Source organism: Vibrio splendidus 12E03 (genome assembly GCF_000272105.2).
Classification (GTDB): Bacteria; Pseudomonadota; Gammaproteobacteria; order Enterobacterales; family Vibrionaceae; genus Vibrio; species Vibrio splendidus_I.
The window spans coordinates 1-26,177 of record NZ_AJZD02000003.1 but is presented as its reverse complement, the minus strand read 5'-3'; the positions used below and the strand labels follow the sequence as shown (position 1 = coordinate 26,177).

Genomic DNA, 26,177 nt, shown 5'->3' with positions numbered 1-26,177 from the left:
TCGAGGTACTTTTCATGACGACATTGTCACTATCAAATCTAAGCACTATTCCTCAATTTAACGGTAAAGCACACAGTAAACTTCAGGCATTGGCCAAACCGATTGGGGCGGTATGCAATATCAGCTGCACCTACTGTTATTACTTGGAAAAGCAACAGCTGCTTGAATACCCTAAGGGCACTCAATATGTGATGGATGAGGAACTGCTAGAGCGGTATATCAAGCAGTACATCGAAGGCCAAAACACTCCAGAAATTATCTTCTCTTGGCATGGTGGCGAGCCTACCTTACTGGGGATTGAGTACTTTAGAAAGGTGGTTGAACTGCAAAACAAGTATTGTCCGAGCTACAGTAAAATTAGTAATGACCTGCAAACTAACGGCACTTTACTCAATGACGAGTGGTGTGATTTTTTCAAGAAGAACCACTTCATTATTGGTGTGAGCATTGATGGCCCCGAGCATTTGCATAATCACTATCGCACCACCCGAGCGGGCAAGGGGACCTTCTCTCAAACCATGCGAGGGATTGGTTTTCTAAAGAAGCATGACGTTGAGTTTGCAACTTTAACTTGTGTGAACGATGTAACGGGCCAAAACCCGTTAGAAGTTTATCGTTTTTTACGCGATGAAGTGGGTTCGAAGCAGCTTCAGTTCATCCCGGTCGTGGATAAACGAGAAGCTCACATCAACAACCAATGGCTTTCCCATCAGCAAGCGATCATTCCGGTTTCGGGAGAGGTCGAATCTTGGAGTGTCGGTTCTGCACAGTGGGGAGAGTTTCTTAAAGCCGTTTTTGATGAGTGGTTCGAACATGATTTTGGTCGAGTACTTATTCCTTACTTTGAAAACTTTGTCGGTGTATGGATGGGAAGAGACAGTACCATGTGCACCTTGAGTGAAATTTGTGGAAAGGGGCTGGCGGTCGAACCTAATGGCGATGTGTATTCATGCGACCACTATGTTTACCCAGAATTTAAGTTGGGTAATATCCACGATAAGCCATTGTCAAAATTAGCGTTTTCACCAGACCAACAAACCTTTGGATTTGCTAAGCAAAAGTCACTACCTAAACAGTGCCAAACTTGTGAGTTTAAGTTTGCTTGTCATGGCGAGTGTCCTAAAAACCGAATCATCACCAGTCGTGACGGTGAGGCTGGGTTAAATTACTTGTGTGAAGGTTGGCTCAAGTTTTTCAAACATATCGACCCTACACTTAATGCCCTTTTGCAAGCCAATGGGATGCCGCAGCGTGCAAGGTAAAGTTATCTTACTGGTGACAAATAAAAGTCGAAGTAGACAATCATTGAGCTTGAAAAAAAAAGCTCGCTAAATATGCGAGCCTTTGAGCATTGTCGTTGATTAGTCTTTTGAACTCAAAGCGAGTAAGGTTTCCTCCATCGCATTGCTTAGAATCGAACGATTTCTTTGCATCGCAGCTATTAACGTAGATCCTAGCCAAAGACCGTAAAGCGTTCGAGATAGCGATTCTGGCTCTGCGATAGTGAAATCACCAGCCTCATTGCCTTCTTCAAACAGTTTTTCCATACGTAGGATTATCTTCTCAGCACCTTCTGCCATGGTTGATTGCAATGGGTTAGCAGAGCCAGATACTTCTCCCGCCAGTTTTACGACAAGGCATTGGATATTGAAGTCCTCAGTCAGTTTTGATGCGCACCAAAACTCGAAATAGGCTTTAACGCGATCACGACGAGAAAGCGACTCATCACTTAAAAAGTCATCCAGCTTAGCGAGATGCTCATCAAAGTAGTTGGTAAGAAGGATCTCACCAAAGTGCTCTTTGGATTTAAAGTAGTGGTAAAAAGAACCCTTCGTGCCTTCCGCTTGGTTGATGATCTTCATCAGGCCAACACCAGCAAACCCGTGTTCATTAATAAGGCTAAATCCTGCATCGAGCATAGCTTGTCGCATGTCTTTCATTGTTCTTACTCTTTATGCTGAGAATGAGGAATAGTGTAACGAGCAACATACCAACCGTCCAGTCTAGCGCGTTAGGACGCGGTCAATAATTGACTCGTTTCGTGAAAGTGACTTTTCTCTTATTGGCCTTCTAAGCGACAAAACTTTTTTCAAGGTAAACACATCCTATAAATCGAAAATAACAACCTTAAAGGGCTTGTTTGGTGCCTTAAAATGGCTAAATTAGGGTGTTTTAAGTTGCTGTTTTTGTTCGTTTTTAATTTGGTTTTTTCTTAAGATCGCAATGGTAGTCTTAGCTTAATTTCTTTAGGGGGCTAAATGGACACCAATAACAGCACTTATCATCAGCACAGTTTTGCTCAGCAAGACTTATCAGAGCTTACATTTACAGCCTGCACGTTTATCCGTTGTGATTTCAGACGTTCGAACTTGCGTGATGCAACGTTTATTAACTGTAAGTTTATTGAACAAGGCGATATTGAGGGATGCCACTTTGATGTTGCCGACTTACGAGATGCAAGCTTCCAGAATTGTCATCTGGCGATGGCGAATTTTAATAATACGAATTGCTATGGGATTGAGCTACGTGAATGCGACTTGAAAGGGGCGAACTTCACTCGTGCTAACTTTGCCAATCAGGTGAGCAATCACATGTATTTTTGCTCGGCATACATCACGGGTTGTAACCTGTCTTACGCTAATTTTGAACAGGCTTGTTTAGAGAAGTGCGAACTGTTTGAGAACCGTTGGATAGGCACTTATCTTGGTGGCGCGTCACTAAAAGAGTCTGATCTCAGCCGAGGTGTGTTTTCGGAAGACGTATGGGGGCAATTCAGCATGCAAGGTGCTAATTTATGCCATGCTGAATTAGAAGGGTTAGATCCTCGCAAGGTAGACACATCGGGGATTAAAATCGTTGCTTGGCAGCAAGAGCAACTGCTTGAGACCATGGGTATTGTGGTAATGCCTGATTGATTTTTTTCACTCGGTTGGAGTCAACCACAGTCGATAGAAGAAAAGCCCAAAGCTAATAACTTTGGGCTTTTCCGTATTTGGTGTCCCATCTGACTTTTTTATGCAAGTCGTTTGCATGTCGTGAGGCTAGATGAGTGAGTCAGCAGTTTGTTATGTCGTAAAATTTCAGTTGAATGGTGTTTGGATTTCATACGCGATCTTGATCACTGATTTTAGCGTGTTACATTCCTTGCTTTACGAATATAAACATCATCATTATCACAATTAATTTATGGTCAACCGTCTAACCTGAGCTCATGTCTCATTTTCTTATTTTAAATTAATTTAGGTTATTGGGGTTAATGTCAAACTTAGACTATTGACTTGTTTCTAATTATAAATTTGTAATTTAATTACAGCTTTAATTTGAGGGGTAGCGTAGAAATATCCGATTGACAGTTATTTATAGGTGACTAAAGTCACGTTTCTTTGCCATTTCTCGATTCGACAACTTCCATTGATAATAATCCCAACAACAACGAATAAGAATAACTGGGATATATTATGCTTTATGACCTTATTGACCACGACTTAATTGATGTCATTAACCACTCTGAATATAAGTGGGAAGATGCAGTTAAAGAAACGACTCGTTATTTGCAAGACAAAGGTTACGTTACCGATAACTACGCAGACGCGATCATTCAGTCAACGCATGATAATGGACCTTATTATGTTCTTTGTCCAGGCATTGCTATGCCTCATGCCCGTCCAGAAGCTGGTGTACTAAAGACAGGGTTAGGTATCCATGTTTTTTCAACCCCAGTTGATTTCGGTTCAGAAATGGGACCAGCGAATGTCTTATTAACATTAGCTGCAAAGGATTCAGATACACACATCGAGGTTATTCAAGCACTTAGTGAAATGTTAGTTGATGAAGAAAACATTGCCAAGCTTGCGGCTTCATCTTCAAAAGCTGACGTACTTGAAATTATTAAAAGCTACTAAGAATAACCTTTGAAAATAAGGAATATACCGTGTCTACAAATATAAGAGCAAAAGTGCAATCTTTTGGTGGTCATTTGACTGCGATGGTATTGCCAAATATTGGAGCCTTCATCGCATGGGGATTTATTACTGCATTATTTATTCCAACAGGTTGGATGCCTAACGAATATTTTGGTGAATTAGTGGGTCCGATGATCACTTATTTACTTCCTCTGCTTATTGGTTATACCGGTGGACAAATTGTCGGGGATAAGCGTGGTGCAGTTGCTGGTGCGATAGGTACTATGGGTGTTATCGCTGGCGCTGAGATTCCAATGTTTGTTGGCGCAATGATCATGGGTCCATTGAGTGGCTGGGTGATCGTACAAATCGATAAACGCTTACAAGACAAGATCCCTTCAGGTTTCGAGATGGTGGTAAACAACTTCTCGCTAGGTATCTTCGGCATGTTGATGTGTCTGTTTGCTTACGCGATTGTTGGTCCTGCTGTGACTGCAGCGAACCTATTCGTTAAATCGGGCATTGAAGCACTGGTTGCTACTGGCTTCTTACCGTTACTTGCGATTATTAACGAGCCAGCAAAAGTTCTGTTCCTGAATAACGCTATTGATCAAGGTATCTACTATCCATTAGGCCTGCAAGCCGCGGCGGAAACTGGCAAATCTATCTTCTTTATGGTGGCGTCTAACCCTGGTCCTGGTCTAGGTATGCTTCTGGCTTACGCTAAGTTCGGTCAAGGTTTAAGTAAGAAGTCAGCACCAAGTGCAATCATCATTCACTTCTTTGGTGGTATCCATGAGTTGTACTTCCCATACGTTTTAATGAAGCCAATCATGATTCTCGCGATGATTGCGGGTGCAGCGACAGGCATCGCAACATTCAACCTGCTTGATGGTGGTCTGGTTGCTGGCCCAAGCCCTGGCTCAATCTTCTCTTACTTAGCTCTAACACCAAAAGGCAGCTTCTTCGCAACCATCGCTGGTGTAGCAACAGCAACGATTGTGTCTTTCCTAGTGGCAAGTGCCATCTTGAAAGTGAGTAAGAAGGAAGAGACAGAAGAGGAATTCGAACAATCGATGACTGACATGAAAGACATGAAAGCAGAAGGTTCAGTGGCTAAAACTCCTGTTTCAGCAGCGAAAACTGAAGCGAAAGACATCAAATTTGTAGCTTTTGCATGCGATGCAGGGATGGGTTCAAGTGCCATGGGCGCTTCAACGTTCAAACGTAAGCTCGAAAAAGCAGGCTACGAAGTTGAAGTGAAAAACTATGCGATTGAGAAAGTGCCAAGCCATGCCGATGTAGTGGTTACTCACGAAAGCCTTGAGAGTCGAGCAATCAAAGCCACAGGTTTGCCAGTCGTAACAATTAAGAACTTCCTGCATGATCCAGCGTTAGACACGCTAATGGATACAATCGGTCAACAAGCTTAAATTTAAAATTTTAAATTTTGGGGTCAGGTCATGGCCCCACCTTATCGGAGATAAAATCATGGTTCAAACAACTGCTGCGGTTATTTGTGGTGAGAAAGACGTTCAATTGAGAACCTTTGATCTACCAAAGATTTCGGATGATGAACTGCTAGTAAAAAATATTTCTAATAGCATTTGCCTTTCAACTTACAAAGCAGCACTGCTAGGAAGCAATCATAAACGAGTTCCTGACAACATTTCAGAAGTACCTGTGATGACTGGCCACGAATATGCGGGGGTGATTGTTGAGGTTGGCGCGAACCTAAAAGACCGTTTTAAGCCGGGTGAACCATTTGTACTGCAACCTGCAATGGGGCTTCCAACGGGTTATTCAGCAGGTTATAGCTATGAGACTTTTGGTGGTAACGCGACTTATTCGATTATCCCGAAAATAGCCATTGATTTAGATTGTGTACTTCCATATAAGAGCTCTTACTACGCCAATGCATCACTTGCTGAGCCAATGTCTTGTATTATTGGTGCATTCCACGCGAGCTACCATACAACGCAATATGTTTATGAGCATCAAATGGGTATTAAAGAAGGTGGCTCACTTGCTTTACTTGCGTGTGCTGGCCCTATGGGTATCGGTGCGATTGATTATGCGATTAACGGACCCGTGAAACCAAGCTTGATTGTGGTGACAGACATTGATGAAGCACGTCTAGCGCGCGCTGAAAGCCTTATTCCAGTATCAAAAGCCGCGGAAAATGGTATTGAATTACATTATGTGAATACCGCTAAAGTTGATGACCCGGTTACTTTCCTAAAAAGTCTGAATAAAGATAAAGGTTATGACGATGTCATGGTATACGCAGCGGTTGCACAGGTGCTAGAGCAAGCCGATGAGCTACTTGGTAATGATGGTTGTTTAAACTTCTTTGCTGGACCTACGGATAAGCAATTCAAAGTACCGTTTAATTTCTACAACGTTCACTACGAATCAACGCATATCGTCGGTACCTCTGGTGGTTCAACAGGTGATTTGATTGAGTCAGTAGAGTTGTCAGAAGCAGGCAAGATCAACCCATCGTTCATGTTAACGCACATCGGTGGCCTTGAAGCCGCGCCACATACCATTTTGAACCAGCTGGATCTTCCAGGTGGCAAGAAATTGATTTACCCACATATCGACTTACCGCTGACAGCGATTGACCAATTCCATACACTGGCAGAGCAGTCTCCATTCTTCCTGGAGCTTGATGAAATTTTGAAAGCCAATAATTACGTTTGGAATGAATTGGCAGAAAAAGCGCTACTTGAATTTTATGATGTGAGCTTAACCGTTTAATATGGTTCATTATTGTGGTGGCTAGCCAGTCACCACAGCTTCATGAGGTAATTGATATTTTGTTGCAAGATGAATTATTAGACGCATTGGAACAGTGTGATTCCGCGACGAGTTTGATCGAAGCGTCTAATAAGTTAATAAACCAAAAACTGAAAAAGCTATTACCGAACGTGTTTGTTCAAGATGCTTTGGTGATGGAGTACGCCGTCGTACCTCTTTTAAAAGAAGATGGGCCTCTTGTGACAACCGACGTCGCCTCTAAATTGATGTTTGCGATGGGTAAGATCTCTTTGGAAACCTACGCAGATATTGGCTTATTCGACCAAATGTATGAATACACTAGTAAGCAATCGCAAGTGCTGACATTTGGCGATGACATGGTTTACGACTTCATCAGTAATCAATCAAACCTCTCGAAAGGCAAAGATAGCTTCTACTTAGATTCAATTAACCAATTAAAATTCTCGTCATTCGATTCATTCACTCAAACACGTTACGAATCACTGATTAAAACAGTGCTGAAACTCTGTTGCGAGAACTTGTTGGAAAATATTGAGAAAGAGATATTAGGATAAGGTTGAACATGAAAGTTTCCTTAAATGTGAGTGGCTTTGAAACCGAAGCGACATTCCCTGATAAAGATATTGAACAGATTCATAAACCACTGGTTGAAAAATTTACGCGACTTTTTGAGCAGAAAAAAGAACGTACGATTATCTTTTTGTGTGCCCCCCCTGGCAGTGGTAAATCGACGTTAGCCGCGTTTTGGGAGCATTTGTCCCATCAACAAACCAACGTTGAGCCACTTCAGGTATTGCCATTTGACGGTTTTCATTACCCCAATGAGATATTGGACTCAAACTACATCGTTCGTGATGAAGAGAAAATTAAACTCCGTACCATTAAAGGCTCTCACGAAACGTTCAATCTAACCTCGTTGATCGATAAGTTAAAACAGCTGAAAGTAAAAAATCCTACATGGCCGTACTACGATAGAAATCTTCATGACCCTGTGGATGACGCAATCTCGGTAGACAAGGACATTGTCGTGATTGAAGGCAACTGGTTGTTACTGAACGAGCCAGTTTGGAATGGATTGCATGAGTTGGCTGATTTCACCATCTTCATAGACACCGACGCTAAGTTCCTCGAAGAGCGCTTAGTAAACCGCAAGGTGCGAGGAGGTACCACATTAGAAGAAGCGGTAGAGTTCTATAAAAATTCAGACTCAAAAAACGTCGATAAAGTGTTAGACCATTCTATCCCTGCTGACCTAACACTCTTCATGAATCAAGACGGCTCGTTTCAAATCAATTAAACAATTTAGGAGGTCATAATGGAGATTGTTGTCGACAGCCATACTCATACATTGGCAAGTGGCCATGCCTATAGCACCATTATCGAAAATGCACTGGCATCGAAAAATAAGGGGCTAAAACTCCTTTGTACAACGGATCATGCTCCTGAAATGCCGGGAGCCCCCCACTACTGGTTTTTCAATAACCAAAGGATTTTGCCCCGTTTTCTGCACGATGTAGGTATCTTGCGGGGTGTGGAAGCCAACACATTGAATACTGCTGGAGAGTTGGATCTTCCTCCTTCTTCTTACCAACATTTAGACTGGGTGATTGCGAGCTTGCATGAGCCAGTTTTCAAGCCATCGACGGAACAAGAACATACACAGGCGTTAATCAACGTCATTAGGAGTGGCAAAGTTGATGTGCTAGGGCACTTAGGGAACCCAAACTACAAGTTCGATATGGAAGCGGTTCTGCTGTGCGCAAAGGAGCACAATGTTGCAATTGAAGTGAACAATACGTCACTGACAGGCAAGAGCCGAAAAGGAAGCGATGTGCGATGCTCAAAAATTGTCGAGATCGGTAAACGAATCGGCGTTTATTTCTCAACGGGTTCTGATGCTCACTTCTGTGAAGAAATCGCTCGTTTGGATCTTGTAAAATTATTACTTGAAAAGCACAGTGTTGAAGAAGACAAAATCATCACTACCTCAACATCTCGTTTCCTAAACTTTTTACTTTTACGCGGGAAGAGTAGGATCGAAGAGTTTTCAGAGCTCTATTAAGCTTCTGTTTTACTAATCAAGATTGATACTAAAAAGAAAAGCCCAAAGCTAATAGCTTTGGGCTTTCTGTATTCGGAGCCTGCATTTTATAATGAAGTTTAGAAAAGAGAATGCTTGGCGAATATAGGGCTGATTAATGCATACCTGAACGCATTTTGTCGCAGAGTGCAAAGAACACGAATAGGATAAAGCATACTAGCGCGACACACAGCGAGGCTATGATGGTTGTGGCATCTTTGGAAATCAGTGGAACGACGATAGAAGCCAACGCGACCAACATAACAAGGATATGAACGATTCGTCCAAGAATAGGGTTTTTATGACAGAATGAAGCCCATAGGTAACGCATTTTTAACACCCGTACAATATTAGTGGATTTATTCTATTTTCTTAATGAGTATTTTGTAAATAGGTTTTGGTTACAGGTGCTCATAAATATGATCTAAGTCGTTCTAGTATAAAACTGGTTAAATAACATAAAGTTATTCTATATTGATAGAATACGTAACATTTATATGAGAATCATGGTATTCCGTATTCTTTAGTATTGTAAGTCAAATATTGTTCGATTTTTGGTTTCTTGACTGAAGATCTCATTTATTGAGTCTTCTATTAAGAGGCTGGTTGCTTACTAATATTTACCTAGTAAATATCACTCAGGCTACAATCAAAATTTTAACCAGCTACACTTTTTCTGTTATTTATCAAAGCGACGCCTCAAACTGAGATCACAGTAATCTTGTCAGTTGTCGTGTTTGATATACTCATAATTCGTTCGAAAAAGATGACGGAGATGATATGTCGAAAACCGCGAAGATCATTAATGAAGATAAGCTGGTAAAAAAAGCAGTTGAGGTCGGTTTTAAGATGGCAAAACTACAAGGTTTTGATTTGCCACATTCATCCCAACCGATAAAGGTTAAAGCGGTGTATTTGTTCCTTGTAGAGGTAAATCAGATCACACCGTTACCTGATGATAAGCTTGATGGTGCGAACATCAAGAAGCGTTTAGCACTCTGGCTTCATAATGCACTTCCTGACAATGACCCTTTGAAGTAAACCTTTTTTAAGCTGATATTCCTGAACTCGTTTCCTCTGAGTTCATTATTCATCGATATGTTAGATAAGAAACCTAGCGAGCTCTCGCTAGGTTTTTTGTTTTTTTAAGACAGGTATTTTAATAGTGGATAACGAGTCACTGCCATTAGAAGCGTTGCTATCGACTCGATAGAATGTTCAGCATTGAGAGTTTTGGTGATTTATGCCGCTTGTTAAGCAATCTGAGCATCGTTATTTTCTAATAACTCTAACTCTCTTTTGGCGCCTATTCCGTTTAATACATTTTCTTAAAATCCTCATTAATAAAATACATTAGAGCTCAAAATATTATTTTATTCATGGCGATCGTTATTAAGTGTGATTTGTGTCACCTTTTTCTAATTTTAAAGGCTAGGTTGTTGATCTTATCAGGCAGTAAATGCTCATAATAAAAAGGAATTTAATTAGAGTTCAAAGGATTTTATCGGTATGATTACATCAGCGCCTGGGATCTTGTATCCAGAGGTTGTAGAAAAAATGATTGAAAAGTGGAATTTTCGTGAGCCTGAAGTTTCGGATGGCAACAACATTTATCAATTAATTTCAGAGTGCCCTCCATTAGACACTAACTCTTCATATTGCAATTTCTTGCAGTCTACTCACTTTAGTGAAACTTGCATTTTAGTGGAGCATGAAGGTGACCTTGCTGGCTTTATTTCTAGCTACCGGAAACCTAGTGAGCCCAATGTTCTCTTTATTTGGCAAGTAGCGGTGGCGCCTAAGTTTAGAGGTAATGCTTTAGCCTACAAGATGCTGAACACCTTACTTAATCGAGAGTGCCTAAAGAGCATTGAAGCGATAGAAACGACTATCACTAAATCAAACCAAGCGTCTTGGGTACTGTTCAAAAAGCTAGACGAAAAAAACGGTAACACCGGGCGAGTGACTACTTTCTTAGATGAAAACCTTCATTTTAACGGGCAGCACGATACCGAATATCTCTATCGAATCCTCCTCAAATAATCAAACACTTATAGGAATTAAATAACGGCATTATCATGGATATTTTTAAGAAGCAGGAATCTAACGTACGTTCATACTCGAATAGTTTTCCAGTAACTTTTGCTAAATCAAAAGGCTGCTGGCTTGAAACAAAACAAGGTGATCGTTACCTCGATTTTCTTGCTGGAGCAGGATCTCTCAATTACGGTCACAACAATCCAATACTAAAGCAAGCTCTACTTGAGTACATTGAAATGGATGGAATTACACATGGCTTAGATATGCATTCAGAAGCCAAAGCTGAATTTCTAGAAGCTCTTAGTCGCTTTATTTTGGAACCTCGAGCATTAGATTACAAAGTTCAATTTACCGGCCCGACAGGAACAAATGCGGTTGAGGCAGCGATTAAATTGGCAAAAAAAGTGACTAGTCGAAGCAGTATTGTTGCATTTACCAATGGCTTTCATGGTTGTACGGTGGGTGCATTGGCTGCTACAGGCAACCAACACCACAGGCAAGGTGCGGGCTCAAATCTGAACAATGTTACGCGTTTGCCATTTGAAGGTTACGCTGGAATTGATGGTTTAAAATTATTTGAAACGATGTTAGCCGATAATTCCGCTGGTATGGATAAACCTGCCGCCGTTTTATTGGAAACGGTTCAGGGTGAAGGCGGTTTAAATGTCGCTTCAAATGAATGGCTACAGAAGTTAAGCAAAATCTGTAAAGCCCACGATATCCTATTTATTGTGGATGATATTCAAGCCGGTTGTGGTCGAACAGGAACGTTTTTTAGCTTTGAACCTTCAGGTATAAAACCAGATATCGTTACGCTATCTAAGTCGATAAGTGGTTATGGCTTACCGATGGCTGTGGTTTTATTAAAACCTGAACTAGACAAGTGGGAGCCGGGAGAACACAACGGCACCTTCCGTGGTAACAACCATGCGTTCATTACTGCTGCGAAAGCGTTAGAAATGTATTGGTCAAATGATGATTTTGAAAATCATATTCAACGTAGCTCAAGCATGGTCGATGATGTCATTCAACGCAATCTCAAGCGTTTCCCTGAGCTATTTGTTCAACGCAAGGGACGCGGAATGATGATTGGCATTGAATGTAAAGATGGGAACACAGCTGATGAGATTGCAAAAGTGTGTTTTGACAAGGGCATGGTAATTGAGACCGCAGGTCCAAACGATGAAATCTTGAAGTTCTTTTGTCCATTAACCATTTCAGAATCGGAATTGATGCAAGGTTTAACTATTTTCGAAGACTCAGTTGAAGTGGTAGCAACCAAGCATTTCAAGAAAGCATCGTAATAGGGAGAGTAAAATGATTGTTAGAACACTTGATGAATGTCGTAATAGTGGAAGACGTATTGTATCGGATAACTGGGAAAGTACTCGCATGTTATTGAAAGATGACAATATGGGATTTTCTTTTCATATCACAACAATTTACGAAGCGACAGAAACACATATCCATTACCAAAACCACTTGGAGTCAGTGTTTTGTATGAGTGGTGAAGGAGAGATTGAAGTCGTTGGTGGTAAAACTTACCCAATCAAACCCGGTACGCTGTACATCCTAGATAAGAATGACGAGCATTATTTACGCGCATATAAAAACAAAGAAATGACAATGGCTTGTGTGTTTAACCCACCAATTACTGGCGCTGAAGTACACGATGAAAACGGCGTTTATCCACTCGTTGATTAACCCATATCTTCAGGGGTGATATCTCACCCCGCTCCCTATTATTTCGTCTTTAATCTCTTCAAGAACAAAAGGTCTTTTATGACATTTACCGTAGAAAAAATCGGCGGTACATCAATGACAGCATTTGATGCTGTGCTCGACAATATTATTCTCCGCCCTCAAAATCCGTATAACCGAATCTTTGTTGTGTCCGCATACAGCGGTATGACGGATGCATTGTTGGAATGTAAAAAAACAGGTAAGCCTGGTATCTATCAATTGATAGCGATGCGTGACGATTCGTGGAAGGATGCTCTATCTTATATTGAACGCCGCATGCTATTGACCAATGAGCATATTTTTGCGGATCCAATGAATCGTATGAGAGCTGATAAGTTCATCCGGTCTCGTATTTCAGAAGCTAAAAACTGTATCACTAACATTCTTGAAACGTGTCAATACGGACAGTTTTCACTGAGACATTATTTACCACAGATTAGAGAGTTTCTTTCTTCAATTGGAGAGTCACATAGTGCATACAACACGGCTCTTAAATTAAAAAACATTGGTATAAACTCGACCTTTGTTGACCTTTCTGGTTGGGACAACAAAACCCCTCAAAGTTTGGACGATACCATTAGAGAGGCTTTCTCTGACATTGATGTTACTGAGGAGCTTCCCATAGTAACTGGTTATGCATATTGCAAAGAAGGTTTGATGCATACTTATGATCGTGGTTACAGTGAGATGACGTTTAGTCGTATCGCTACTATTACTGAGGCATCATTGGCGATCATCCATAAGGAGTATCATTTTAGTTCGGCTGACCCAAAAGTCGTTGGTGTAGGTTCGGTTAAACCGATTGGGGCAACCAATTATGATGTTGCCGATCAACTGGCTAACCTTGGTATGGAAGCTATTCACTCTAATGCGGCTGCTGGGTTACGAGAAAGTGGCATAGAACTGCAAATCAAAAACACTTTCGAGCCAGAACATGAGGGAACACTGATTTCTTCTGATTACCGACCAGACACTAATCACATTGAGATCATTGCCGGAAAACAGAAGGTATATGCGTTACACGTTTTTGACCAGGGAATGGTCGGTAAGGCGGACAATGTTAGTTATGAGTTAATGGAGATTATCGCAGATGCTAGAGTGAGCCTTATCGGTAAAGAGATGAACGCCAATTCTATTACCTATTATCTAGGTGGTAGCACCGAGAGTTTAAACAAGGTGTCTTATAAAGCTGAGAAACGTTACCCTCAGGCATCTATTTCAGGTCGAATGGTCGCTATAATTTCAGCGATCGGTTCTCAAATTGATACCAATAAAACGCTCGCTAATGGTGTATTGGCTTTGATGAATCATAGTGTTACGCCTATTGCATTACATTCGTCTATGAGAAACGTAAATGTGCAATTTGTTGTGAGTGATGACAAGTATCAACAAGCGATTTGCGCGTTGCATGAAGAGTTCTTTGATCAAGATAAAAGCACCGAGACATCGGTGAATGCAGCATAAAATGTAACAGTGGAGGGCTCACCCTCCACTGTTACATTTTCATGGCAAAGCAAAACATTAACTGCAAATTAACGATCGCCTGTATCTATTTTGATCACACCGATACAGTAAACGTTACTTGATTTTCGTGTTGATACTGTACTTTCTTGAATTAATCGGTGATTTATTAAGTATTCGGTTATCGGCTATTTCACCTTTCACCTTTCACCTTTCACCTTTCACATAGCAACATCAGATATGAGTATTACTACTCTTGATACTTATCGAGCTTGTTATAAAGCGTTTTGATGCTGATTCCCAAGTCTTGTGCTGTTTCCTTTTTGTTGCCAATCATCTTTGGTGCTTTTATTTCCTTTCTATGTAGTCCTCTAGTTAACCCCGAATTCATTCGATAAAGACGATAGAGATGATATGTCGAAAACCGCGAAGATCATTAATGAAGATAAGTTGGTAAAAAAAAGCAGTTGAAGTCGGTTGTAAGATGGCAAAGCTACAAGGTTTTGATTTGCCAAATTCATCCCAACCGATAAAGGTTAAAGCGGTGTACTTGTTCCTTGTTGAAGTCAATCAGATCACACCGTTACCGGACGATAAGCTTGATGGCGCGAACATCCAGAAGCGTTTAGCACTCTGGCTTCATAAGGCACTGCCGGATAATGACCCGCTAAAATAAAGAAGTTCTGAATACTGGTGCAGTTCACCTGATTTGAACTGATGGTTGGCAACCTTTCCCCTAATCTCACTTATTGTTTTAATGTATGAAAGCCTAACGATTACTCGCTAGGCTTTGTTTTAAGCTTTACCTTTCAATAACTCGAGTAGAATTTTTCGCTATGGGTACAATTACATAGCTGACTTGTTGCCCGTTCACTTGTTTGTTTTGACTGCGGATGGCTTGACCATCTACGACTAATGTTGGGTAATCGCCATAGAACCATGCTTCCCATTCGAGGGCATGCTCAGAATGGTTGGTAAGCGTTGACTTCGTGAGCCCATCATGACGTAGAGTTAGCTCATGTTCACCCATTGGTAACTGATCCACACTTAACCATTCTATGTCACGGGTGAGGTGAGAAGCTGTCGACACTCGGTGCTCTGCGGCGTTTGGTTTTATGCCCATTAAGCCTTCAATCGTATTTGAAATGAATGTAAAGGATATTTCTGGGTAGTCACCATTGGTTCCTTGAGTTGGACGTTCGTGTGGCTCATCTTTAGTGTCCATTATGTACTGCATCCACTTCCATGCTTCGGCATTGCGATTATATGGAAAGTAGGTTTCAGGAATGTAGGTGTAGGCTTCAATATTGTTTGGTGCCTCTGGCGTGCTACCAATGCCATCGCCTAGATTGTTAGCAATGAAATCAAGATACCTGTTGTTTCTTTCTCCTGGTTCAGTGATGAGTTTCATCGGCATGAACCAACTATTCTCCTTACCAAAATCGTTTAGGCGGAGCCCATCTTTTTGAACAATGTTAACGTAGTTCTCTAGTGGTTTATTTGGATCTACGACGCTCCAGTCTTCATTAAAATAACGCTTAAGTTCTTGGGCTTTTTCTCGCCAGAGTGTGGCTTCATTATATTCTTCTCGTGCTTCTAACATTGCTGAGTAAGCGAGAGTAGCTTGGTATTGTGAACCAATTCCGTCACCGGCTTCGATTGGAAACTCTCCTCGTTCGTTGTACGTTGCAGAGCCTTCAAAAATACCGCCATAACCTTCAGCGATACCATTTGGATCTTGGTCATCATGCAGCTCGATGTAATCGGTGAGAACCTTGGTATAAAACTGCCAGAGATCATCATCTTCTATATAGCGTTTGTCTCCTGTCCATTGATATTGCTTCCATGCCTTTTCAACAAATTCAAACTGTGCTGGCACTTCACGAACAAACCAATTGTCGTCATCATAATCAATAGTGTGTGGCGTACCATCGAAATTAATAGCCCATAGTGTGTACCACTTTCTTGACTCGGTTGAATGCTTGGCGAAGGTTTTGAACATTGAGAAGTTTTCTGGTTCAAGTCCTGCGATTTTTGCGCCACTTGCTTGGTGTAAGAAGTCTCTCGAGTAAAATGCTGTTCGGTCAAAATAGCCAGCCCAATAAGATGGAATGTAATCTACGCTGCCATCACCATCGTTATTGTATTCATCCCGGTTCACGAGGTCGTGTTGACCTGTCATTACGAAGCGCTGAGTTTTCTCCATAGCCCATTCGAAAGAGTCTTGAAGCTTCGTATTCGAAGAGGTGACCACCACTTGCTTTTCTTTCTCGATAGCCGTGATCGTCCATAGCTGTTCTTTATTGTTGTCATCTATCACTGCTATTTGTACCGGCTGACTGAAGTCGATGACATCACCTGTGTTGATAGACGAATAGCTGCCTTCAGAGATTAGGAATTTTCCTATGGTTAATGTGGTTAGATCTGTGCCAAACGGGACCTGGAACTTTATATCCCTAGAAATCTTATTAACGCTAGTGACACCGACTTGTTCTTGAGTTGAGAACTGAATAATTTGGTTGAAATGTAGAGGTTTACTTTTATTACTTTTGATTAACGCAACGCTGTCGACACTGACCCCTCCTTGGTTAGAACCTGAGAACCAGACTTTTAGCTGCTCGCCCTTTTCTAGTGGGATGTGTTTTAGGTTTTTTCGTTGATATTTGGTGCTTTGTTTTATTGTGTCACTCACTAATATTTGATCGGTGAGGTTAGTCATTGCGATGGTGGCATCGTTAGAAGGACTAATAAAATACGCAGATAAATCGTAGTAGCCTGTCTCGGGAATCGTTACGACTTGACTGATGTGGTGATTCTTGCCTTGAGCGATACGACCTCGGTATTCTCCTTCATGAGCGAAGTCATTTTTGATATTAGAAAACCAGTAGCTCCATCCTAACCCTTTGTTTTAAAAGCTTGGGTTAGTAAGAATGTTGTCGTTTTTTTGTGCGTGAGCTCCAGCTGATAGCATGAGTGAGAAAGTGATGGCAGAAGCAAGTACTTTGAGTTTCATACGGATCTCTTTTATTGGAAGTAGAAAGGCTAGTGAGGGTTGAGAGTTGTTGCTATGAACGTCAATGTGGTTTCCGAAAACCTACATTGACGTTGCTTTACGATTTATGTTGCTTGTGCCGGTTTCGCGGTTTCCCCTTTGTCTGAGCCTTCGTTTGTAATGTGGTCGTATTTCTCTGTTAAGTGATCTTGAATCTTTTGGTGATAAGCACCGTTCAGCTTGTAGAAGCGGAAGTAGATGATTAACGCAGTGGCAAAGAAGAAAGCAGGTAGGCCGACCATGATGCATTGCATGCCGAATACGGTTTCAGGGCTTTGCGTTACGTTGGGCACATAATCAACAGCGGTGAGTGCGATACCAATGAAGAAAGCGGCAAATGCTGAGCCTGCTTTTACAACCAGAGTTTGCACCGAGTAAGCGATACTTTCACAACGAGAACCCAGTTTAAACTCACCGTAATCGACCGTGTCTGCCACCATAATCACGTTCAATACCCAGAACAGAGCGGTACCGATTTGCAGGAAGACGCCCGCCGTTGATATCAGCAGAATACTTTGTTTGTCATACATGCCGACATAGATGAGTACCGCGCTGCCTAAGATAGGGAAAGTGGATGCACAGGCCCATAAAACTCGGCGTGAGAACATCTGGGCAAGTTTAGGGAACAGCACCAGTGTGATGAGGTTAGCAATACCTGCATACGCCATGTAGTACGGGAACAGCTCTTTGTTGCCAACAACATAAGTGAAGTAATAAACAGCAAAGGCGGTAATGATGTTGGTCGCGAGGTTATAAGACAACGCCATACACAGAACACTGGTCAGTTGGTCGTTTTTGTAGATAAGCGCGAGAAGCTTTTTCAGTGAAACCTTTTCTTCCGGTTGTGTTGTGTCGAGGTTAGCCGTTGAATAGCGCTCTTTCACATTGCGTAAAGTAATGAAAGTAGAGACTAAGAAACAAGCGATCAACAAGAGGGTGAAAATCTGGAAGCCGAACCCTTTATCGTCCCCACCTACGTAGTTCACGAAAGGCATAGCGATAGCTGCGGTTACTATCCATGCAAGGCTCGCGAAAAATCGAGGGTATGGCACAAGCTCTTCACGTTCACGCTTGTCCAAAGTCAGTGTTGGGACCAATGACCAAAAAGGAATATCCATTAGTGTGTAGGTCATGCCCCATAGAATATAGGTAACAGCAGCGTAAGCGATTAGCCAAGGTCCTTCGATGTAGTGAGCGCTAAACACCATCAAAAGAACGACTGAATTGGCGAGTGTGCCGATCAAGATCCAAGGCTTGAATTTACCCCAGCGAGTGCGTGTGTTGTTGACCACCCACCCCATAATAGGGTCATTGACCGCATCCCAGATTCGCGCGACGAGGAAAATAGTTCCGACTGCAGCGGCAGAAATACCGACCACATCTGTGTAGTAAAACATTAGGTACATATAGACGATGGTGATTGCGAAGTCTTTACCAAATGCACCAAAGCCATAACTGAGCTTGGTATTCATTGAGATACTCATTGCCACTCCTTACGCCTCCTCAGTGAGAAGGCGTTAATATTCACGTTATTGTATTTTTATTAGTATGAAATTACTTGTTAACCCACTCTGGTAACCAACCTTCATGAGCCTCAATTAAGTCATCGACCAGCGCGTATATCTCTTCTATTCCAAGTACTGCGGCGGTATGAGGATCAAGCATCGCAGCATGATAGATACGGTCACGGTTTTCAGTGAGAATGGCTTCGGTTAATAGAGTTTGTACGTTGATATTGGTTTGCATCAATGCGGCCAAGTGATTTGGAAGGCGGCCGGCTTTGATTGGTTGGACACCATTGGCATCGACTAAACAGGCGACTTCAACACAGCAACCGTGCGGCAGGTTATCGATTAAGGCTTCGTTTTTAACGTTGCCATAGATGACGCTCGGTGTACCCGTCCAGATAGAATTCATGATGGTGCTCGCGTATTCATGAGACTGCTCGACGGTGATCTTGTCGGCCTGTTTGAACTCTTCAAGATCCTTTTTCCAATCGGCAATTTGTTCGACACAACGTTTAGGGTATTCATCAAGTGGCACTTTATAACGTTCGATTAAATCCGGACGATTTGGCTTGATAAAGTAGGGGGTGTATTCAGAAAAATGTTCAGAAGACTCTGTCACAAAGTAGCCAAGCTTCTTAAACATCTCATAGCGGACTAAGTTGGTGCAGCGACCATTGTGATAAATACCCGGCTTAGGTGCCTTGCCACTCTCAAAGGCTTCCAGTAGGTCTGGATAAATGTCGACGTACTCACCACTTGCTGTTTTCTTCTCGAGGGTCAGGTAGTAAGCCATGTGGTTGATGCCAGCGCAGGTGTAGCGAAGGTCTGCGTAATCTAAGTCTAGGTCGCGTGCTAGTTCTTCAGCAGTACCTTGTACAGAATGACATAAACCGACTTGTTTAATATGCGGGTACTTCTCGTACATTGCCCATGTGTTCATTGCCATTGGGTTGACGTAGTTGAGCATGGTCGCGTTCGGGCAAACCTCAGTCATATCTTCACAGACACTCCAAAGATGCGGGACTGTGCGCAGTGAACGCATAATGCCGCCCGGGCCAAGTGTGTCTGCGATGGTTTGTTCCAGACCATGGCGCTTACATACGTCGAAATCTGTGACTGTACAAGGTTCATAACCGCCGATTTGGAAAGCGATGACGACAAAATCTGCGTCTTGTAGTGCTTCTTTCTGATTTAAGTGACATGAAATAGAGCCAGTAGCGCCTGATGATTCCATCAACTTACTGACGACAAGGTGAGACTCTTCTAAACGGGTCTCATCAATATCCATCAAGGCGACATGAGCGTTTTGTAATGCAGAACGGTGGAAAACGTCACCAAGAATGTTCTTAACAAAAATGGTTGAGCCAGCACCGATGAATGTGATCTTAGGGCTTTGCATAGTGGAATCCTTTATCTCTCTGAGTTCTGTGTTGATGCAGATAAATTACACCTAGAACCCATGTCGATTCGTCTCAGATAACCGAAGAGCTCTCCTGTTTTCTAATATTTTTAAATCACTACATAGAAATCTTAGGAAATGGGACAACTTGCTGGCTTTTAAGAAGAGGGGGCATGCAATGAAGCGAGTTTTGCACTTAAGATACTGACTCGAATCACATCGTGATGATCTTATGAATTGGGGTATTTCGGCATTATGATCGCCTTCAGAGTTTTATTATCGAGGAACTGCTAAAAATCAGCTATACGATTTCCTAAGGAACGAGATATGCCGCAATCAACCCCTGATACGCTGAGAATTATCACTTTAGATAAGTACTCATCCGAGACCGTGTCGGTAAGTCCGCTTTCTCTTTATTCTTCCTATGAGCAAATCGATATCGAACTTAGAGCTCCTCACTCCATGCCCGGCTATCATTGGCATGGTCAAATTGAGGTGAATATTCCTTTTGGGGACGATGTGGAATACATCATTAACGGCAGCCCAATCGTGGTTAAGAGTGGATCGATTGGCTTGTTTTGGGCATCGGTACCTCATCGACTCACCAATCCCGGCCAAAGCCATAATATGGGGATCATCAACATACCGATTCACCATTTTATGTCGTGGACTCTCAGTCGAGATTTAGTCAATCAGATAACTCACGGCAGTGTGTTGCAATCGAACTCTTGTTCGTTAGTGAGTGAATTTGAAATTGCCCGATGGGTACAAGAGATAAAGCATTCGTCAGAAAGTCGCCAGCAGTTGGCCATCGATGAAATTGGCTTGATGCTTAAGCGAATCTGCCTTGATGGTTGGCAACAACTGCTCGTAAATCGACAGGACAAATCGACCAAAAAAGGGGGGTCGAAACACTCCCAATTCTATGTCAGCCAGATGTTGGAATACATTGCGACTCACCATAATCAGCCATTGACCGTTAAAGATATCGCTGAACATATCGGGTTACACAGCAACTATGCGATGAACGTATTTCAGCGAACGATGCAGATGACCATTAAGCAGTACATCACAGCGATGCGCATCAACCACGCTCGTGCTTTGCTGAGTGATACGGATAGAACCATTCTCGATATCTCACTCACGGTGGGCTTCAACTCGAGCAGCCGATTCTATGAAACCTTCCAAACGTACATTGGTGTCACGCCGACTCAATATAGAAAATTAGCGAGAGAAGATCACCGATGGAGCAGTCATGGGGCCAGCCCGCTATATGATCTTGAGAAAGGGGCATGTGATGGGAAGCGGCCGTTAACAACGACAGACAGTTAGCGATATTGATACAACCCGATAAAAGCAAAGCCACAGCATGTGCTGTGGCTTTGTTGCTATGGAATCAAGAGAATTTGTGCTCTCTAGATCGTTATCGACTAGCGATTCACTTGTTCAACAATATCGCGTGTTAGGCGGGCAATCTCATCCCACTTGCCGTTTTCAACGAGCTTCTTATCCACCATCCATGTACCACCGCAGGCTAATACTTGAGGCACTGCTAAGTAGTTATCGATGTTTGATGGCGTGATACCGCCTGTAGGCATGAGTCGAATATCGCCGTATGGGCCAACGAGTGATTTAACCATACTGATGCCGCCCGATGCTTCTGCTGGGAAGAATTTCAAGGTTGTTAAGCCCATCTCTAATGCCGCTTCAACGGTGCTTGGATTGTTTACACCTGGAATGATATCGATGCCGATCTCTTGGCATGCTTTAACTGTGTTCGGGTTAAAGCCCGGTGATACTACAAACGTTGCGCCTGCTTCTTTCGCGGCCAGTGCTTGCTTATGGTTCAAGATGGTGCCCGCGCCGATCAGCATGTCAGGCTGAGCTTCTTGAAGCAGTCGGATAGCTTCAACAGCGGCGTCTGAACGGAAGGTAATTTCAGCGGCGGGAAGCCCATTCTCAGCCAATACTTTACCTAGAGGGATAATATCCTCTGCGTTATCAATGGCGATAACAGGGATAACTTTAAGTGCTTTTAATTGGTCATTAATTGTAGGCATGGTTTACTTCTTAATAGGGTTTGAAAGAGTGTCAGTGATGGATTTTGGAATGATTGCGCCATGATGTTGAATCACCAATCCTGCTAATGCATTACCTTGATGACAGGCTTCTTCAATAGAACCTCCAGCGAGATAGCAAGATAAGAAACCGCCGTTAAAAGAGTCGCCAGCAGAGGTGCTATCAACCACAGTCTCGACAGGTGTCGTTATGATTTTTACGGGCTCATTTACGAGGCTTTCGCTGATCAAGCAGCCTTCAGCACCAAGCTTGACTACAACGGTTTTGACACCGAGAGCATGCAACCTTGTTATGGTGTCTTGTGGCGTTTGATCGCTCCACAACAGTTGCTCATCATCGAACGTGACTAGGGCTATATCGGTCGTTTTATAGCCCAATAGATAGCATTCTTTAGTTGCGGCCTCTGAGCTCCACAGCTTTGGTCTGTAGTTACTATCAAAAGCAATGGTAACGCCACGTTCACGTAGGCTTTCGATGATAGTGAGTAACTTTAGCTGATCGCTATGTGGCAATATCGCGAGGGAAATACCACTCAGAAACACCATATCAACATCACGAAGTTGGTTGGCTATCTTATCGAAATCGGGGTGCTGTACCATGTAGCGAGCCGACGAATCGTTGCGCCAGTATAGGAAGGTGCGCTCACCAACATCGTCGAGTTGAATGAGATAGAGCCCGGGTGAACGCTGCTCATCAATAAGCACGAATTCGGTTGATAGTCCTTCATCTTGCCATCGGTTAAGCATCTCTTGGCTGATAGCGTCAGAGCCAAGCGCCGAGACATAGCTTGTTCGTATCGCTGGATTCGTAGTGTTATTGCAGCTCATGGGATTGCTAACCGCAGCGCTGCGGTTCAAGTAGATTGCCGCGTTTAATGTGTCTCCACCATAGCTTTGTTGCATGTTGCCAAATGGAGCCCCATTCAGTTCAATCATACACTCACCGATGATTGCGATGTGGGTCATAATATAGCCTTAGAAAGGAAAGGTTGGGTTTGTTCGTATTGAAGAAAGCATGACCAGAACGAGATATGGTCATGCTTTTTCGATTCTAATCTTACGGGAGTGAGACTAGCCGATTACTTGTTGTCTAGTTTTACGAACAACATCGTTAGGACGAAAGACAGTGCAAATACACCCACCACGCCCATCAGTGCTTGAATGAAGTTTTGCGTACCGCCTGCAAGGTAAGCTGGCAAGCTGAATACAGAAGAAAGAATGTAGCTTGTTAAGTGCGTATCGATCGTTACCGAGATAGCACCAAACACACCTGCAGCCAAACTCGCGGTCATCATCGCTTTGGTGTATTTCGTGAGGACACCAAATAGAGCCGGCTCCGTGATGCCTAAGATAGCGGTAACACTTGAGCCCATCGTAATTGAAGATTGCTCTTTAGAAACCGTTTTACGTTGCTTGTGCCAGATAGCCATGGTTGCCCCCGCAATTGCCATGTTACCCAAACACATGATAGGCATCAGTAGATCCTTACCATACAGTGCAAAGTTGTTCAGGCTGATCGGCGTCATGCTGTGGTGGATACCAAATACGATGGTAATCGGGCGAGTTAGACCAAACACAAAGCCGGTTAACGTCGGAGAGATTTCCAGTAGTGAACTCATCACCCAACCTGCGCCATTACTTAGCCAGATACCAGCAGGGCCAACAAATGATAGCGTGATGGTCGAAGTTACCGTAAAGGCAAGCAGTGGTGTAAATACAGGCTTCGCAGAAGAAGGAACTAGACGGTCAACTAACGGAGTCACCTTAGACAATAACCAGATTGCTAGAATCGCAGGAACAATTGCTCCGCCGTAGTTGAGCAGCTCAATAGGAACCACGCCAAGAACGGTCAGCTCCGGAGCTGCACCTGCGTCTTTTAGCATTGTTGCTTTATCAACGAGCAGAGGCGCTAGCATTGCAGAAGAGACAGCAAGCGCAATGTATTCGTTTACTTTGAATACCTTAGCGGCAGAGAAAGAAACCAGCATCGGTAAGAAGAAGAACACAGCAACAGAGATAGAGCGGAAGAAGTAAACTGTGTCTGAGGTTTCAGAGATAACATTGGTTGCAATAAGGCCAGACAACAGACCCATCAACATACCAGCGCCAGCGATTGCGGGTACAACTGGACCAAAGATGCCTGCGACAATGCGCATCACGCCTTGGAATAGCTTGCCTTTCTCTAGCTCATCGGCCGGAGTCGCGTCAGCTTGTTGAGTATTTGACAGAGCGTTGAACCATTTTTCTACCTCTACACCGATGATGACTTGGGTTTGGCCTTGTTGAAGGACCACACCTTTCACGTCTGCGATCTGCTTGATCGCTTCTTCGTCTACCAGCGATTCGTCTGCTAATTTGAAGCGCAACCTTGTCATACAGTGCGTGATACTCACGATATTGTCTTCACCACCAACAGCGGTGACTAATAACTGTATATTTTCGTTGAAATTTTTCTTTTTCGATGATGACTTCGAGTTATTCACAACGGCATCACTCTTTTCTACCATTTGCATACTACACCTGTTATTGGAATATATTTAACTCGAGAAATCATAACGACAACCAATTTAAATCCAACGGAGTAAAAAGAGATCTCAATCACATTTAAAATTCGAAAAATTAATTTTTCAGCGTTTTTTGCCAATTGGTATGTTTTGTTTGTCAAAAAAAAACACTTAACGTACCAATTATTTTTGGGCAAAAATTAGCGCTTGAAATGTGAATTTTAAAGCGGTTAGATAATAGGAGTTGACTTAAGTTTAGGTTATTTAATTGTGAAAGAAACTATTATATCCGATATCCATTGTATTATTACTAAGCCAGACAGACACAATCTCATTACCGTTGTCGTTGAAACGAATGAAGGTGTTACTGGCTTTGGTTGTGCGACATTCCAACAAAGACCGCTTGCTGTAAAAACAATGGTCGATGAATATTTAAAGCCTATTCTTCTTGGTAAAAATGCCAACAATATTGAAGACTTATGGCAAATGATGATGGTCAACGCTTATTGGCGAAATGGCCCTGTCATCAATAATGCGATTTCTGGTGTTGATATGGCACTGTGGGATATTAAAGCCAAATTGGCAGGCATGCCGCTACACCAACTATTTGGTGGTAAGTCTCGTGATGCTATTCCTGTATACACACACGCGACTAGCGACACGATGGAAGGGATTTATGAGCTGGTGGAATCTTTCCTAGACAAAGGCTATAAGCACATTCGTTGTCAGCTTGGTTTCTATGGCGGTGTTCCAACCGATTTGCATACTACTCAAAACCCGACTGAAGGTTCGTACTACGATCAAGAGCAGTACATGGACAATACTCTAACGATGTTTAAGTCGCTGAGAGAGAAATATGGTAACCAATTCCATATTCTTCATGATGTTCACGAGCGTCTTTTCCCAAATCAGGCAATACAATTTGCGAAGGAAGTCGAGCAATATAAGCCGTATTTCATTGAAGATATTCTGCCGCCAAATCAAACGGAATGGTTGGATAATATTCGCAGCCAGAGCTCAGTTTCATTAGGTTTAGGGGAGTTATTTAATAACCCTGAAGAGTGGAAATCTCTGATTGCTAATCGTCGTATTGATTTCATTCGTTGCCATGTTTCACAGATTGGTGGTATTACGCCAGCTCTGAAGCTCGGCCATCTATGTCAGAACTTCGGTGTTCGTATTGCATGGCATTGCCCGCCAGATATGACGCCAATTGGTGCTGCGGTAAACACGCATTTGAATGTGCATTTACACAATGCCGCCATTCAAGAACATGTCGAGTACAACGAGAATACACATAAGGTATTCCCGAACGCTGCAGAGCCAATTAATGGCTACTTATACGCTTCTGAAATCGCAGGTATTGGTGTTGAAATCGACCGAGAGGTTGCAGCTGAGTTCCCTGTTATGTATCGCCCCCACGAGTGGACTCAAAGTCGCCTTCCTGATGGCGCGATTCACACTCCATAACTCATTGAGTTAATCAAAATGGCCGCAGATAGCGGCCATTTTTTTGTCTGAAAATTACCGTTCGTTTTAGCTTCTTTGTCAGTCTTCGTTCTCAATTTGTTGCTGTTGCTTAACTAGCTAATCAATCAGCAAGTAATCAGAATTTTCATATCCAAA

At 42.6% G+C, this 26,177-nt stretch carries 22 protein-coding genes and 3 pseudogenes; 16 read left to right on the top strand and 9 right to left on the bottom strand.

Translation table 11 applies throughout. The features are described 5' to 3' along the window. Window positions 1-14: 14 nt before the first annotated feature. On the top strand, window positions 15-1,262 hold the full coding sequence (locus A142_RS00300; RefSeq protein ID WP_019824528.1) for an anaerobic sulfatase maturase: 1,248 nt from the start codon (window positions 15-17) through the stop codon (window positions 1,260-1,262). A 99-nt stretch (window positions 1,263-1,361) separates the two neighbouring features. Here A142_RS00300 and A142_RS00295 read toward each other — a convergent pair whose 3' ends face one another. Further along, on the bottom strand, window positions 1,362-1,940 hold the full coding sequence (locus A142_RS00295; RefSeq protein ID WP_019824527.1) for a TetR/AcrR family transcriptional regulator: 579 nt from the start codon (window positions 1,938-1,940) through the stop codon (window positions 1,362-1,364). A gap of 318 nt (window positions 1,941-2,258) precedes the next feature. Between A142_RS00295 and A142_RS00290 the strand changes: the two genes are divergently transcribed. The 7 genes from A142_RS00290 to A142_RS00260 all read left to right on the top strand — a co-directional run bounded on the left by A142_RS00290 (window position 2,259) and on the right by A142_RS00260 (window position 8,748). Next, window positions 2,259-2,915, top strand: coding sequence for a Qnr family pentapeptide repeat protein (locus A142_RS00290; RefSeq protein ID WP_019824526.1), 657 nt, complete (start codon window positions 2,259-2,261; stop codon window positions 2,913-2,915). Window positions 2,916-3,458: 543 nt separating this feature from the next. Continuing rightward, window positions 3,459-3,902 carry a PTS sugar transporter subunit IIA gene (locus A142_RS00285; protein ID WP_019824525.1) on the top strand — a complete coding sequence of 148 codons (444 nt, stop codon included), beginning with the start codon at window positions 3,459-3,461 and terminating at the stop codon, window positions 3,900-3,902. Window positions 3,903-3,931: 29 nt separating this feature from the next. Then, window positions 3,932-5,335: a PTS mannitol transporter subunit IICB gene (locus A142_RS00280; protein ID WP_029405589.1), complete on the top strand. Its 1,404-nt coding sequence runs from the start codon at window positions 3,932-3,934 to the stop codon at window positions 5,333-5,335. Between the two features lie 58 nt (window positions 5,336-5,393). Next, window positions 5,394-6,665: a zinc-binding dehydrogenase gene (locus tag A142_RS00275; RefSeq protein WP_019824523.1), complete on the top strand. Its 1,272-nt coding sequence runs from the start codon at window positions 5,394-5,396 to the stop codon at window positions 6,663-6,665. A 56-nt stretch (window positions 6,666-6,721) separates the two neighbouring features. Continuing rightward, complete coding sequence (locus tag A142_RS00270; protein WP_167353367.1) at window positions 6,722-7,240, top strand: MltR family transcriptional regulator; 519 nt, start codon at window positions 6,722-6,724, stop codon at window positions 7,238-7,240. 8 nt (window positions 7,241-7,248) lie between these two features. Continuing rightward, on the top strand, window positions 7,249-7,983 hold the full coding sequence (locus A142_RS00265; protein ID WP_019824521.1) for a nucleoside/nucleotide kinase family protein: 735 nt from the start codon (window positions 7,249-7,251) through the stop codon (window positions 7,981-7,983). A gap of 18 nt (window positions 7,984-8,001) precedes the next feature. Continuing rightward, the gene (locus A142_RS00260) at window positions 8,002-8,748 is read left to right on the top strand and encodes a phosphatase (RefSeq protein WP_019824519.1); all 747 of its coding nucleotides are present in this window, start codon (window positions 8,002-8,004) and stop codon (window positions 8,746-8,748) included. 133 nt (window positions 8,749-8,881) lie between these two features. On the opposite strand, the gene A142_RS24115 is transcribed toward A142_RS00260, so the two are convergent. Continuing rightward, window positions 8,882-9,097 (bottom strand): hypothetical protein, encoded by a 216-nt coding sequence (locus A142_RS24115; protein WP_026012328.1) that lies wholly within the window; start codon window positions 9,095-9,097, stop codon window positions 8,882-8,884. Between the two features lie 449 nt (window positions 9,098-9,546). Between A142_RS24115 and A142_RS00255 the strand changes: the two genes are divergently transcribed. The 5 genes from A142_RS00255 to A142_RS00235 all read left to right on the top strand — a co-directional run bounded on the left by A142_RS00255 (window position 9,547) and on the right by A142_RS00235 (window position 14,013). Beyond that, window positions 9,547-9,807 carry a DUF5062 family protein gene (locus tag A142_RS00255; protein WP_019824515.1) on the top strand — a complete coding sequence of 87 codons (261 nt, stop codon included), beginning with the start codon at window positions 9,547-9,549 and terminating at the stop codon, window positions 9,805-9,807. Between the two features lie 468 nt (window positions 9,808-10,275). Next, window positions 10,276-10,809 carry a diaminobutyrate acetyltransferase gene (ectA, locus tag A142_RS00250; RefSeq protein WP_019824510.1) on the top strand — a complete coding sequence of 178 codons (534 nt, stop codon included), beginning with the start codon at window positions 10,276-10,278 and terminating at the stop codon, window positions 10,807-10,809. A 35-nt stretch (window positions 10,810-10,844) separates the two neighbouring features. Continuing rightward, window positions 10,845-12,110, top strand: a complete 1,266-nt coding sequence (ectB, locus tag A142_RS00245; RefSeq protein ID WP_019824504.1) for a diaminobutyrate--2-oxoglutarate transaminase — start codon at window positions 10,845-10,847, stop codon at window positions 12,108-12,110. A 13-nt stretch (window positions 12,111-12,123) separates the two neighbouring features. Beyond that, window positions 12,124-12,510 carry an ectoine synthase gene (locus tag A142_RS00240; RefSeq protein WP_019824502.1) on the top strand — a complete coding sequence of 129 codons (387 nt, stop codon included), beginning with the start codon at window positions 12,124-12,126 and terminating at the stop codon, window positions 12,508-12,510. A gap of 78 nt (window positions 12,511-12,588) precedes the next feature. Further along, entirely contained in the window at window positions 12,589-14,013 is a 1,425-nt protein-coding gene (locus A142_RS00235; RefSeq protein ID WP_019824500.1) for an aspartate kinase, read from the top strand. Window positions 14,014-14,260: 247 nt separating this feature from the next. On the opposite strand, the pseudogene A142_RS24640 reads toward A142_RS00235, so the two are convergent. Beyond that, window positions 14,261-14,341: pseudogene (locus A142_RS24640) on the bottom strand (helix-turn-helix domain-containing protein); the annotation flags it as partial. 83 nt (window positions 14,342-14,424) lie between these two features. Between A142_RS24640 and A142_RS00230 the strand changes: the two are divergent. Further along, window positions 14,425-14,686: pseudogene (locus A142_RS00230) on the top strand (DUF5062 family protein). 126 nt (window positions 14,687-14,812) lie between these two features. Here the strand turns inward: A142_RS00230 and A142_RS00225 are convergent. From A142_RS00225 to A142_RS00215, 3 genes and pseudogenes are all read right to left on the bottom strand, one after another. Next, window positions 14,813-17,023 (bottom strand): annotated as a pseudogene (locus A142_RS00225) (hypothetical protein). A 104-nt stretch (window positions 17,024-17,127) separates the two neighbouring features. Then, the gene (gene melB, locus A142_RS00220; protein WP_019824495.1) at window positions 17,128-18,546 is read right to left on the bottom strand and encodes a melibiose:sodium transporter MelB; all 1,419 of its coding nucleotides are present in this window, start codon (window positions 18,544-18,546) and stop codon (window positions 17,128-17,130) included. 70 nt (window positions 18,547-18,616) lie between these two features. Beyond that, window positions 18,617-19,969 carry an alpha-glucosidase/alpha-galactosidase gene (locus A142_RS00215; protein WP_019824493.1) on the bottom strand — a complete coding sequence of 451 codons (1,353 nt, stop codon included), beginning with the start codon at window positions 19,967-19,969 and terminating at the stop codon, window positions 18,617-18,619. A gap of 327 nt (window positions 19,970-20,296) precedes the next feature. Here A142_RS00215 and melR point away from each other — a divergent pair, with 327 nt between their 5' ends. Next, the gene (melR, locus tag A142_RS00210) at window positions 20,297-21,301 is read left to right on the top strand and encodes a transcriptional regulator MelR (RefSeq protein ID WP_019824491.1); all 1,005 of its coding nucleotides are present in this window, start codon (window positions 20,297-20,299) and stop codon (window positions 21,299-21,301) included. A 98-nt stretch (window positions 21,302-21,399) separates the two neighbouring features. Here melR and A142_RS00205 read toward each other — a convergent pair whose 3' ends face one another. The 3 genes from A142_RS00205 to A142_RS00195 all read right to left on the bottom strand — a co-directional run bounded on the left by A142_RS00205 (window position 21,400) and on the right by A142_RS00195 (window position 24,560). After that, entirely contained in the window at window positions 21,400-22,029 is a 630-nt protein-coding gene (locus tag A142_RS00205) for a bifunctional 4-hydroxy-2-oxoglutarate aldolase/2-dehydro-3-deoxy-phosphogluconate aldolase (RefSeq protein ID WP_019824489.1), read from the bottom strand. 3 nt (window positions 22,030-22,032) lie between these two features. Beyond that, complete coding sequence (locus A142_RS00200; RefSeq protein WP_019824487.1) at window positions 22,033-23,013, bottom strand: sugar kinase; 981 nt, start codon at window positions 23,011-23,013, stop codon at window positions 22,033-22,035. 113 nt (window positions 23,014-23,126) lie between these two features. Beyond that, window positions 23,127-24,560 (bottom strand): PTS transporter subunit EIIC, encoded by a 1,434-nt coding sequence (locus A142_RS00195; protein WP_019824484.1) that lies wholly within the window; start codon window positions 24,558-24,560, stop codon window positions 23,127-23,129. A 261-nt stretch (window positions 24,561-24,821) separates the two neighbouring features. Between A142_RS00195 and A142_RS00190 the strand changes: the two genes are divergently transcribed. Continuing rightward, a complete protein-coding gene (locus A142_RS00190; protein WP_019824482.1) occupies window positions 24,822-26,021 on the top strand; it encodes an enolase C-terminal domain-like protein in 1,200 nt (399 codons plus the stop codon). Window positions 26,022-26,177: the final 156 nt, after the last annotated feature.

What these genes read in the sequence shown, in the direction of transcription:
- A142_RS00300 (WP_019824528.1), top strand. Translation starts at nt 15, where the DNA reads ATGACGACATTGTCACTATCAAATCTAAGCACTATTCCTCAATTTAAC.
- A142_RS00295 (WP_019824527.1), bottom strand. Translation starts at nt 1,940, where the DNA reads ATGAAAGACATGCGACAAGCTATGCTCGATGCAGGATTTAGCCTTATT.
- A142_RS00290 (WP_019824526.1), top strand. Translation starts at nt 2,259, where the DNA reads ATGGACACCAATAACAGCACTTATCATCAGCACAGTTTTGCTCAGCAA.
- A142_RS00285 (WP_019824525.1), top strand. Translation starts at nt 3,459, where the DNA reads ATGCTTTATGACCTTATTGACCACGACTTAATTGATGTCATTAACCAC.
- A142_RS00275 (WP_019824523.1), top strand. Translation starts at nt 5,394, where the DNA reads ATGGTTCAAACAACTGCTGCGGTTATTTGTGGTGAGAAAGACGTTCAA.
- A142_RS00265 (WP_019824521.1), top strand. Translation starts at nt 7,249, where the DNA reads ATGAAAGTTTCCTTAAATGTGAGTGGCTTTGAAACCGAAGCGACATTC.
- A142_RS00260 (WP_019824519.1), top strand. Translation starts at nt 8,002, where the DNA reads ATGGAGATTGTTGTCGACAGCCATACTCATACATTGGCAAGTGGCCAT.
- A142_RS24115 (WP_026012328.1), bottom strand. Translation starts at nt 9,097, where the DNA reads ATGCGTTACCTATGGGCTTCATTCTGTCATAAAAACCCTATTCTTGGA.
- A142_RS00255 (WP_019824515.1), top strand. Translation starts at nt 9,547, where the DNA reads ATGTCGAAAACCGCGAAGATCATTAATGAAGATAAGCTGGTAAAAAAA.
- ectA (WP_019824510.1), top strand. Translation starts at nt 10,276, where the DNA reads ATGATTACATCAGCGCCTGGGATCTTGTATCCAGAGGTTGTAGAAAAA.
- ectB (WP_019824504.1), top strand. Translation starts at nt 10,845, where the DNA reads ATGGATATTTTTAAGAAGCAGGAATCTAACGTACGTTCATACTCGAAT.
- A142_RS00240 (WP_019824502.1), top strand. Translation starts at nt 12,124, where the DNA reads ATGATTGTTAGAACACTTGATGAATGTCGTAATAGTGGAAGACGTATT.
- A142_RS00235 (WP_019824500.1), top strand. Translation starts at nt 12,589, where the DNA reads ATGACATTTACCGTAGAAAAAATCGGCGGTACATCAATGACAGCATTT.
- melB (WP_019824495.1), bottom strand. Translation starts at nt 18,546, where the DNA reads ATGAGTATCTCAATGAATACCAAGCTCAGTTATGGCTTTGGTGCATTT.
- A142_RS00215 (WP_019824493.1), bottom strand. Translation starts at nt 19,969, where the DNA reads ATGCAAAGCCCTAAGATCACATTCATCGGTGCTGGCTCAACCATTTTT.
- melR (WP_019824491.1), top strand. Translation starts at nt 20,297, where the DNA reads ATGCCGCAATCAACCCCTGATACGCTGAGAATTATCACTTTAGATAAG.
- A142_RS00205 (WP_019824489.1), bottom strand. Translation starts at nt 22,029, where the DNA reads ATGCCTACAATTAATGACCAATTAAAAGCACTTAAAGTTATCCCTGTT.
- A142_RS00200 (WP_019824487.1), bottom strand. Translation starts at nt 23,013, where the DNA reads ATGACCCACATCGCAATCATCGGTGAGTGTATGATTGAACTGAATGGG.
- A142_RS00195 (WP_019824484.1), bottom strand. Translation starts at nt 24,560, where the DNA reads ATGCAAATGGTAGAAAAGAGTGATGCCGTTGTGAATAACTCGAAGTCA.